The organism is Halobacterium sp. CBA1126 (assembly GCF_009741975.1).
Classification (GTDB): Archaea; Halobacteriota; Halobacteria; order Halobacteriales; family Halobacteriaceae; genus Halobacterium.
The window spans coordinates 1-8,859 of the sequence record NZ_WPCF01000105.1 but is presented as its reverse complement, the minus strand read 5'-3'; the positions used below and the strand labels follow the sequence as shown (position 1 = coordinate 8,859).

Annotated in this window: 8 protein-coding genes and 1 pseudogene; 8 read left to right on the top strand and 1 reads right to left on the bottom strand. The window is 72.3% G+C overall.

Features of this window, described 5'->3' with window-relative positions; all coding sequences use genetic code 11:
* The 7 genes and pseudogenes from GJ634_RS12580 to GJ634_RS12550 form a co-directional block, all read left to right on the top strand.
* On the top strand, positions 1-1,072 hold a 1,072-nt coding region (locus GJ634_RS12580), incomplete at its 5' end, for a type II/IV secretion system ATPase subunit (protein ID WP_197425517.1).
* A 19-nt stretch (positions 1,073-1,091) separates the two neighbouring features.
* Positions 1,092-2,934 (top strand): annotated as a pseudogene (locus GJ634_RS16220) (type II secretion system F family protein).
* 49 nt (positions 2,935-2,983) lie between these two features.
* Positions 2,984-3,631 (top strand): type IV pilin, encoded by a 648-nt coding sequence (locus GJ634_RS17000; protein WP_394350896.1) that lies wholly within the window; start codon positions 2,984-2,986, stop codon positions 3,629-3,631.
* Positions 3,628-4,098 (top strand): hypothetical protein, encoded by a 471-nt coding sequence (locus tag GJ634_RS12565; protein ID WP_331714161.1) that lies wholly within the window; start codon positions 3,628-3,630, stop codon positions 4,096-4,098. Before GJ634_RS17000 ends, GJ634_RS12565 begins: the two co-directional genes overlap by 4 nt.
* Entirely contained in the window at positions 4,095-4,754 is a 660-nt protein-coding gene (locus tag GJ634_RS12560) for a hypothetical protein (protein WP_157503140.1), read from the top strand. Before GJ634_RS12565 ends, GJ634_RS12560 begins: the two co-directional genes overlap by 4 nt.
* A complete protein-coding gene (locus tag GJ634_RS12555; protein WP_157503138.1) occupies positions 4,747-5,163 on the top strand; it encodes a hypothetical protein in 417 nt (138 codons plus the stop codon). Before GJ634_RS12560 ends, GJ634_RS12555 begins: the two co-directional genes overlap by 8 nt.
* Positions 5,160-5,657 carry a hypothetical protein gene (locus GJ634_RS12550; RefSeq protein WP_157503136.1) on the top strand — a complete coding sequence of 166 codons (498 nt, stop codon included), beginning with the start codon at positions 5,160-5,162 and terminating at the stop codon, positions 5,655-5,657. The genes GJ634_RS12555 and GJ634_RS12550 overlap by 4 nt, the downstream gene beginning before the upstream one ends.
* 78 nt (positions 5,658-5,735) lie before the next feature.
* On the opposite strand, the gene GJ634_RS12545 is transcribed toward GJ634_RS12550, so the two are convergent.
* Positions 5,736-6,587 (bottom strand): NAD+ synthase, encoded by an 852-nt coding sequence (locus tag GJ634_RS12545; protein ID WP_157503134.1) that lies wholly within the window; start codon positions 6,585-6,587, stop codon positions 5,736-5,738.
* Between the two features lie 396 nt (positions 6,588-6,983).
* Between GJ634_RS12545 and GJ634_RS12540 the strand changes: the two genes are divergently transcribed.
* A complete protein-coding gene (locus GJ634_RS12540; RefSeq protein WP_157503132.1) occupies positions 6,984-8,726 on the top strand; it encodes a BCCT family transporter in 1,743 nt (580 codons plus the stop codon).
* Positions 8,727-8,859 lie beyond the last annotated feature (133 nt).

Sequence of the window (8,859 nt, the reverse complement as noted above, 5' to 3'; positions counted from 1 at the left end):
CGTCCTCGACGACGAGCAGCGCTTCGTCAACCTCGTCACCCAGCTCGCGGCGCGGGACGGCGTCGAGCTGAACGCCTCGAACCCCTCCGCGAAGGTGAACCTCGAACCCGCGGAAGTCGACGGCGACGTGACGATTCGGTGTGCGGTCGCGCTCCCCGTCATCAGCGAGGGCGGCCCGCACGTCTCCATCCGCAAGCAGGCCGCGGAGCCGCTGACGCCCGTCGACCTGCTCCAGCAGGGCACCGTCTCCGTCGACGTCGTCGCGCTGCTCTGGCTGGTCTACGAGCACCACGGCGTCGTCCTCTTCTCCGGCCCCACGGGCGTCGGGAAGACCACGCTGATGAACGCCCACATGCCGTTCGTCCCGTTCGACGACCGCCCCATCAGCATCGACGAGGGCAGCCGTGAGGTCCGGCTCCCCCACGAGACCGGCGTCTCGCTGACGACCCGCGAGCACGAACGCGAGTTCAAGCGCGTCTCCATGGCGGACCTGATGACGGAGACGAACTACCTGAACCCGGACGTGGAGGTCATCGCGGAGATAAATACGGAGGAGAGCTTCGAGAGCTTCGCGAACGTCCTCAACACGGGGCACGGCGTCGTCGGCACCACGCACGCCGAGGACGTCGAGACGCTCGTGAACCGCGCCATCGAGCAGGGCGTCCCGCCGTACCTCCTGCGGGAGGTCGACCTCGTCGTCTTCCCGCGGCACGTCGACGGCGAGCGCTACGTCGGCGAAATCGTGGAGCTCGTTGCCGAGCCGAGCGCGGACACCGAGACCGTCGAGAAGGACGGCAGCGAGGTCCACTTCCGCCGGATACTCGAGCGCACGCCGGACGGCGGCTTCGAGTTCGCGGGCGCGGACGCGGTCGGCTTCCTCGACCAGCTCGCGGCGCGCACGGACCGCCCCGTCGCGGACGTCCGCGAGGAGTTCGCGCAGAAGCGCCGGTACGTCCAGTACCTCGAACGCGAGGACGTCTCGGCGTTCGACGACCTGTTCGGGCTGCTGTCGGACCTGCGGACCGACGAGACCGCGACCGTCGAACGCCTCCAGCGGAGGGCCGGCGAGTGACGCCGACGGAGGGCGAACGGTGACCGCTTCGCTGGGCGTCGTCGACCGCGTGCTGTACGCGCTGTTCGCGCGCCACGCCGACCGCGGCCGCCACGACGCGACCGGAAGCGCTACCGCGCGAGCCGGCTGCCCGTGAGCTTCGACGTCTTCCTCTCGCGGGTCTACGGCGCGTCGTGGCTGGCGTTTGCCGCCGGCAGCGTGCTCGCCGCCGCGGCCGCCGCGCTCGTGGTGCCGCCCGCAGCGTTCGCCTCGCTCGCCGGGGTCTCGCCGTTCGCGCCGTCGGTCACGCCCGCGGTCGTCGTCGGGCTGTCGGCGGGCCTGCTCGCGAAGCGCGCCGCGGTCGAACTCGGCGGCCGCTACCTCGGCTGGCGGGCGCGCAGCCGCCGGTCGGAGATCGTGGGGACGCTCCCGGGCGCCGTCCGCTACCTCTCCGTGCTCGCCTCCGGGACCACGGACGAACGAGAGTTGCTCTCCCGTGTCGCCGACCGGCCGGCCGCGTACGGCGAGACCGCCGCCGCGTTCCAAGACGTGCTCAACACCGCGGATCTCACGGGGAGCGTCGACCGCGGGCTGCGCGTGGTCGCCCGCGACACGCCGAGCAGGGAGCTGCTCGCGCCGTTCCTCCTGAAGCTCCGCGAGCACGCCACGCAGGGCCCGGACGCGGTCGCGCAGTACCTCGAACTGGAGTCCCGGATGCTCGCGAACCGCCGCGAGCGCACCCGCGAGCGCGCCGCGGGCTTCCTCGAACTCGTCGCGGAGCTGTTCATCGTGTTGCTCGTGCTGCCCGCGCTGCTGGTCATCGTCGCCACCGTCCTGAGCGTGCTCGCGCCCGGCCTCGGCCACGTCGTCGAGACGCCGGCGGGCGCGGCGACCGTGCGGGAACTGCTCGTGTTCGGCAGCGCGGCCTTCGTGCTCGTGGTCGGCGCGCTCGCCGCGTACCTCGTCGTCGAGATGCGGCCGCGGGGGTTCGCGTGGAGCGGTCACGAGCGCTCCGCGGGCCTCGGCGTGCTCGCGAACGCCACGCGCAACCCCGCCGACGCCGCCGTCGTCCTCGCGCTGCCCGCGCTCGGCGTCGGCGCCGCACTCTGGGAGGCGGGGCTGACGCCCGCGAACGTCGCCTTACTCGGGTACGTCGCGTTCGCCGTCCCCGTCGGACTGGTCGCCGTCCGCCGGGCGCGCATCGACGACGCGAAAGACCGCGAGATACAGGACTTCGTCCACGCCGTCTCCGGGCACGTCAGCCTCGGACGGCCGTTCGGGGACGCCGTCGAGCGGGTCGCTCGCGACGTCGACGCCGGCCCGCTCGAGCCGGACATCCGCGACCTCGCGTTCAACCTCGGCGTCACCACCCGCGGCGAGGACGTCCGCGCGGCCGCCCTCGACCGGTTCGTCGAGCGCGTCGACACCCAACTCGCCGCCCAGACCGTCGGCCTCGTCTCCGGCGCGCTCGACGCCGGCAGCGACGCCGACGCCGCCTTCGAGGCGCTCCAGGCGGAGGTCGGGCGGCTCTACCACGAGAAGCGCGCGCTGCGCTCGCGGCTGCTCGTCTACGTCGCCGTCGGCTGGACGACCGCGGTTCTCGTCGTCGGCATCACGGTCGCGGTGAACCTCGCGGTCCTCGACAGCTTCGCGCAGCTCTCGTCGGTGACGAACGCGGCCAACGCCAGCGGGCTCGCCATCGACCCGGGCGCGGTCGACCTCGAGCGCGACCGCTACCGGTTCTACCTCGTGACGCAGGCGACGATGCTCTCCTGCGGGTGGTTCGCGGGCGCGCGAGCCGCGGCCGGTACGACGCGCTGCTGCACTCCGGGCTGCTCGTGGCGTTCGCGTACGCCGTCTTCGCGGGGGTGGGGATGCTGTGAGCCGCGGCCAGTCGAACGTCGTCGCGTCGCCGTCCTGCTCGGCGTGACCGTGGTAGCGCTCGGCCTGGTGACCGCGAGCGTCGGCACGGTCGTCGACCAGCACGCCGCCGCCAGCGACGCCCAGCGGGTCGCGGACGACCTCGACGAGGCGCTCCGGCCCGTCGAGACCACGGGCGTGCGGCGCGGCACGGTGTCGTTCTCCAGCGGCAGCCTCGAGACGCTCGACCGCGAGGTGCGCGTCCTCGACAGCGGCGGCACCGCCGCGGTCGTGGACGCGAACGCGCTGCGGTTCACGTCGGCGGACCGCGGCGCGACCTACCTCGCGGGGGCGGTGCTCGCGCACGGGTCCGGCTGGTCGCGCACGCGCTCGCCGGTGACCGTGACCGCCGATCCGGACGTCCTCGTCGTGAGCGTGCCCGCGCTCGACGGCGACGTGGCGCGGGCGGCCAGCGGCGGCGCGACGTACACGCTGCGATCGAACGTCTCCCACGACCGCCGGAACCTCGGGCGCGGCGGCTACCGGGTCGCGGTCGAGACCGAACACACGGAGGCGGTCCGCGCGCAGTTCGAGCGCTGGAACGCCACCGTGACCCAGCGCGACGTCGACGGCGACGGGGTGCCGAGCGTGGTAGCGGACTTCTCGGGCGCGCGGACCGCGTACGTCGTCGTCCACGAGACGGAGGTGTCGGTGACGTGACCGACGAGCGCGCGGTCGCTCCCGCGGTCGGGAAGGCGCTGGAGGCCGGCATCGTCGTGCTGTTCGTCGCGCTCCTCACGACGACGCTGTACGGCGGCGTCGTCCCGAACGCTCGAACCGCCGCGGCCGGCGAGGTGGGCGAGCGGGCGCTTCAGCACGCGGCCGCGAACGTCGAAGCGGCGGTGCCGGCGCACGCGAGCGCGGACGCCCCGGCGGGAACGGTCGTCGCGGAGCGCCGCGTCAGCCTCCCGGACACGATTCGCGGCCGCGGCTACCGCGTAGCCGCGAACGACACGTCCCTCGCGCTCGTCCACGAGCACGCCGACGTGGGCGGGAAGACGCCGCTCGTCCTCCCGGACCGCGTGCGAGCGGTGCGCGGGAACTGGACGGACAGCGACGGCGTCGTTCGCGTGCGAACGCACCCAGACGGCGGGTTCATCGTCGAACTCGCGGAGGGAGAACGGTGACCCGCGCGCAGGCGAACCTCCCGGCACTCGCGATAGCGCTCCTGCTGGTCGTCGCGAGCGTCGCGGCGACCGTCGGGCTCGCCGGGAGCGCGTTCGCGGGCGCGGACACCGACCCGGCCGAGGACCGGCTCGCGGCCAGCACCGCCGACCGGCTCGTCGCCGCGGACGGCCCGCTGTCGGTGCGGGCGAACGTGCTCTCGGAGGCCGCCGTCGCGAACGCGAGCGAGCGACTCGAGGGCGTGCTCCCCGCGGACGCGGCGGTCCGAGTGACCCTCGACGGCGAGCCGATTCTCGAACGCGGCGACCCCGCGGGCGGGGCGACGATGCGCCGCGTCGTGCTCGTCGCGGACGCCGGCCAGCGCGCCCTCACGCCGACGTTCGAGAGCGGGGCGACGGTGACGCTGCCGCGGCGGACCGGTGGGGCGACGCTGACGTTCCGCGACGGCGCGGACGTGACCGCGGTGCGCGCGAACGACCGCGTCGTCCTGCACGACGAGGCGGGACTCGACGGCGCATACGACGTCGAGCTCTCGCGGTACGACACCGTGACGCTGGCGTTCGCCACCGAGAGCGAGCCGGCGCCCGGGAGCGTGACCGTCAGCTACCGGGCCGAAACCACTACGAAGGCCGTCCTCGGGGTGACCGTGGATGCGTGAGGGGGCGCGCGGCCAGCTCTCGCTGTCGGTCGTGGAGGCGGGCGTCGGCGTGCTGTTCGTGGTCGCCGTGGCGAGCGCGTTCGCGTTCGGGACGCCCGCGGGCGGCGTCGGCGAGCGCGCGCAGCTCGACGCGTACGCCGAGGACGCGGCGACCGTGCTGGCGAACGAGCCGCCCCAGCACGGCGACGCGACGCGGCTCGCGGAGGTGGCGGCCTCCGAGGACTCCTTCGAGCGCGAGCGCGCCGCGCTGGAGCGCCGCGTCGACCGCATCCTCCCGGACAACCTCATGTTCCGCGTGCGGACGCCCCACGGCGCCGTCGGCCACGTCCGGCCGTCGAACGCGGCGGTCGGCGTCGCGCGCGTCCCCACCGGGAACGGACCCGTCACCGTCTGGGTGTGGTACGCGTGAGCGACCGCGGCCAGCTCGTGCTCGTCGCGGCCGCCGTCGCCGCGCTCGCGCTCGTCCCGGTCGCCGCGGCGTACCTCCAGTTCGGCTACGCGCCGGCGGTCGCGGACGTCGGCGGGGACCACGGCGAGCGCGTCTCCCGGAGCCTCGACCGCGTCGTGGACGACGCGGCGGAGCAGGCCGCGGGAACCGCGTGGGCGAACCGGGAGCGCGCAGTCCAGCGGGTCGAAGCGTCGCTGGAGTCACCGGTCCGGACGGTCGAACGCGCGCAGCTCGGAGACGGCGTTGTCGTGGACGTCTCGACGGACGAGGCGCTCGCGGAACAAGTCGACTGCCCGGGCGGTCGCGGTCGGTCGTTCGGCGCGTGCGAAGCCCACGGCGGCGTCGTCGTGCAGGAACGAGCCGGCGAGACCGTAGTCGTCGCTGTCGCGTTCGACGTCCGCGTCTCGACGCCGGACGGGACGACGCGGTTCGCGCGCACCGTGCGGCCGCGGTGACGGCCGCAGAGTGTTCGGACTGGGTCGGCGGTTCCCGGAGCCGTGTCGCCGGCGGTCAGAGCGGGCGTCTCGGCCCGGTCAGAGCGGGTCCGGCGACGCCGGCGGCGTGCGCTTGTGCTCGCTCTGCTCGTGCATCTCGACGATGTACTCCACCTCCTCGACGGAGGTGTCGGCGAGGCGGGCGGTCTCCTCGGTTGGGACGCCGCCGTCGACGTGGAGCGCCAGGATGGCGTCGAGGGTGTCGTAGTCGACGCCGAACTCCTCCTCGTCGGTGTCGTAGTCGACCATCCCGCCCGTGGGCGTCTTCTGGACGAGCGACTCGTCGACGCCGAGGTGGGCGGCGACCTGCCGGACCTGCTGCTTGTAGAGGTTGCCGAGCGGGTTGCAGTCGACGCCGCCGTCGCCGAACTTCGTCACGTAGCCGGTGCCGAGCTCGGCGCGGTTGCCCGTGCCGAGGACGAGCTTGTCCTCGATGGCGGCGACGAGGTAGTTCAGCGTCATCCGGACGCGCGCGCTCGTGTTGCCGACGTACCGGCCCTCCCAGCGGCCCTCGGAGTCGTCGTCGTGGTCCGCGTCGTACGTCTCCAGGATCTCGTCGACGATGGAGTCGATCTCGAGGACGTTGTAGTCGATGCCGAGGTCGCGGGCGACCCGCTCGGCGTCGCTCATGTTCTCGTCCTCGTTGACCGCCTTCGGGAGGAGGAGGCCGTGGACCGCGTCAGCGCCGAGCGCCTCGACCGCGAGGTGGGCGGTCGTCGTGCTGTCGATGCCCCCGGAGAGCGCGACGAGCGCGCCGTCGACGTCGGCGGCGTCGACCTGGTCCTCGATGAACCCGGTGACGTGGTCGACCTGCGCGGCGAGTTCGGCTTCCGAGAACCGGAGGTCGACTGGTTCGATGCGCGTCTGCGTCTGCTCGTACAGGTTCGCCATGATGCCCGGCGTGTCTCGGCTTCGCACGGAAAAACGATGCGAACGAACGTCCCCGTTCGACCGGGCGCCGGCAGTGTCGGCAGCTACCACACGACACATTCAAGTCCGTCGAGCAGGTGGGTGGGGTAAGGGTAGGCGGGAACTCAACCCACGAGAACCCGGCTGCATCGCTTCTCTCGCCCGAATTCGGGCGGACGCTACCGACCCAGAGCCGAATGCAACGAACTGACCAGCAGATGGTGTGCGACGACCGAACTCCGTCGACGCCCGCGACACCGCAGGCGCATCGAACGCTCGACCGACCGACCGCCGGTCCCGACGGCCGACCGCGAGTCGAGCGAACCGAGCCGGGAGCGGCCGACCGGCGACCGCGGTTCCGAACGGAGGGAGCGTCCGATGGACGATAGCGACGACCGCGGCGGGCTGACCGAGGGCCTCCAGGTGGAGCTGTTCCACCCGGAGACCGAACGCGAGCCCGGCGACGGGAACATCCAGAAGTTCGGGTTCGACGTCCACCCGGTCGTCTTCCCGGTGGCGCTGCTCGTCATCGCGCTGTTCGTCGGCGCGACCATCCTCCTCGGCGACCAGGCGGCCCGGACCTACATGGACGTCCGGGCGTTCTTCGAGGGGAACTTCGGGTGGTTCTTCCTCCTCGCCGTGAACGTCTTCATCGGCGCGCTCCTGTTCTTCGCGTTCAGCAAGTACGGCGACATCCGCATCGGCGGCGTGGAAGCGGAGAAGGAGTTCAGCGACTTCGCCTGGATGGCGATGCTGTTCAGCGCCGGCATGGGCATCGGCCTGATGTTCTTCAGCGTCTCCGAGCCCCTGAACTACTTCGCGACCGTCCCCGGGTTCTACGACGCCCAGTCGGGGACCGGGGAGGCCGGCGTCGCCGCGATGACGCAGACGTTCTTCCACTGGGGGTTCCACCCGTGGGCGGTGTACGGGCTGGTCGGCCTCGGGCTGGCGTTCTTCTCGTTCAACCGGGGGCTCCCCCTGACCTTCCGGTCGATCTTCTGGCCGCTGCTGGGCGAGCGCATCTACGGCTGGCCCGGCCACCTCATCGACCTCGTGACGGTGTTCGCGACGCTGTTCGGGCTCGCGACGTCGCTCGGCCTCGGCGTCAAACAGATCAACACCGGGCTGGCGTACATCCTCGGTGACGTCCTCGGCGTCGCCACCGTGCCGACGGGAACCGGCCCGCAGATACTCCTCATCGCCGCCATCACCGCCATCGCGACGGCGTCCGTCGCCGCCGGCCTCGAGAGCGGCGTGAAGCGGCTGAGCACGGTCAACGTCTACCTGATGTTCGCCCTGCTCGGGTTCGTCCTCATCGTCGGGCCGACCGTCTACGTCTTCGGCGCGTGGGTGCAGGGCCTCGGCTCGTACCTCGGCGCCCTTCCGTCGCTGGCGTTCTTCACGGGCGCGCTCGGCGACGGCCAGTCGACGGTGAACACCTGGACGGTGTTCTACTGGGCGTGGTGGATCGCGTGGTCGCCGTTCGTCGGGACGTTCATCGCGCGCATCTCGAAGGGCCGGACCGTCCGGGAGTTCGTCGTCGGCGTGCTCGTCATCCCCTCGGTGTTCTCCACGCTGTGGCTGGCGACGTTCGGCGGGAGCGCGCTGTTCAACTCCCTGCAGGGCAACGGCGCGGTGCTCGCGGCCTACGACCAGGCCGGCCAGACCGTCGCGATGTTCGCGCTGCTCGAACAGTTCCCCGTCGGCGCCGTCTCCGGACTGCTCGCCGTCCTGCTCGTGGTCACGTTCTTCGTCACGTCCTCGGACTCGGGGTCGCTGGTCGTCGACCACCTGACCTCCGGCGGCAAACGCGACGTGCCGAAGGTCCAGCGGATCTTCTGGGCGTCCGTCGAGGGCGGCGTCGCCGCCCTGTTGCTGTACGGCGGCGGCCTCAACGCGTTGCAGACGGCCGCCATCGCGACCGGCTTCCCGTTCGCCGTCGTCCTCGTCGTGATGTGTTACACGCTCTACCTCGGCCTCGACAAGGAGTTCGAGGTCCTGCAGTCCGAGGAGTTCGCCGAGCGCGTCCAGGACATCACCGAGGAGGACATCGACGTCGACAAGTCCAGGTCGGAGGTCGTGACCGACATCCAGAAGAACCCCGAGAGCGCGGACGACTGACGGCTACGCGCCGTCGAGGTCGTCGAACCCCCACTCCTCGGCGCGCTCGCGGGCCTCCTCGCGGGCGCGGTCCCGAATCGCCTCGACCTTCTGTTCGTCCGCGAGGAACGCTTCGACGGCGTCGAGGTCGCCG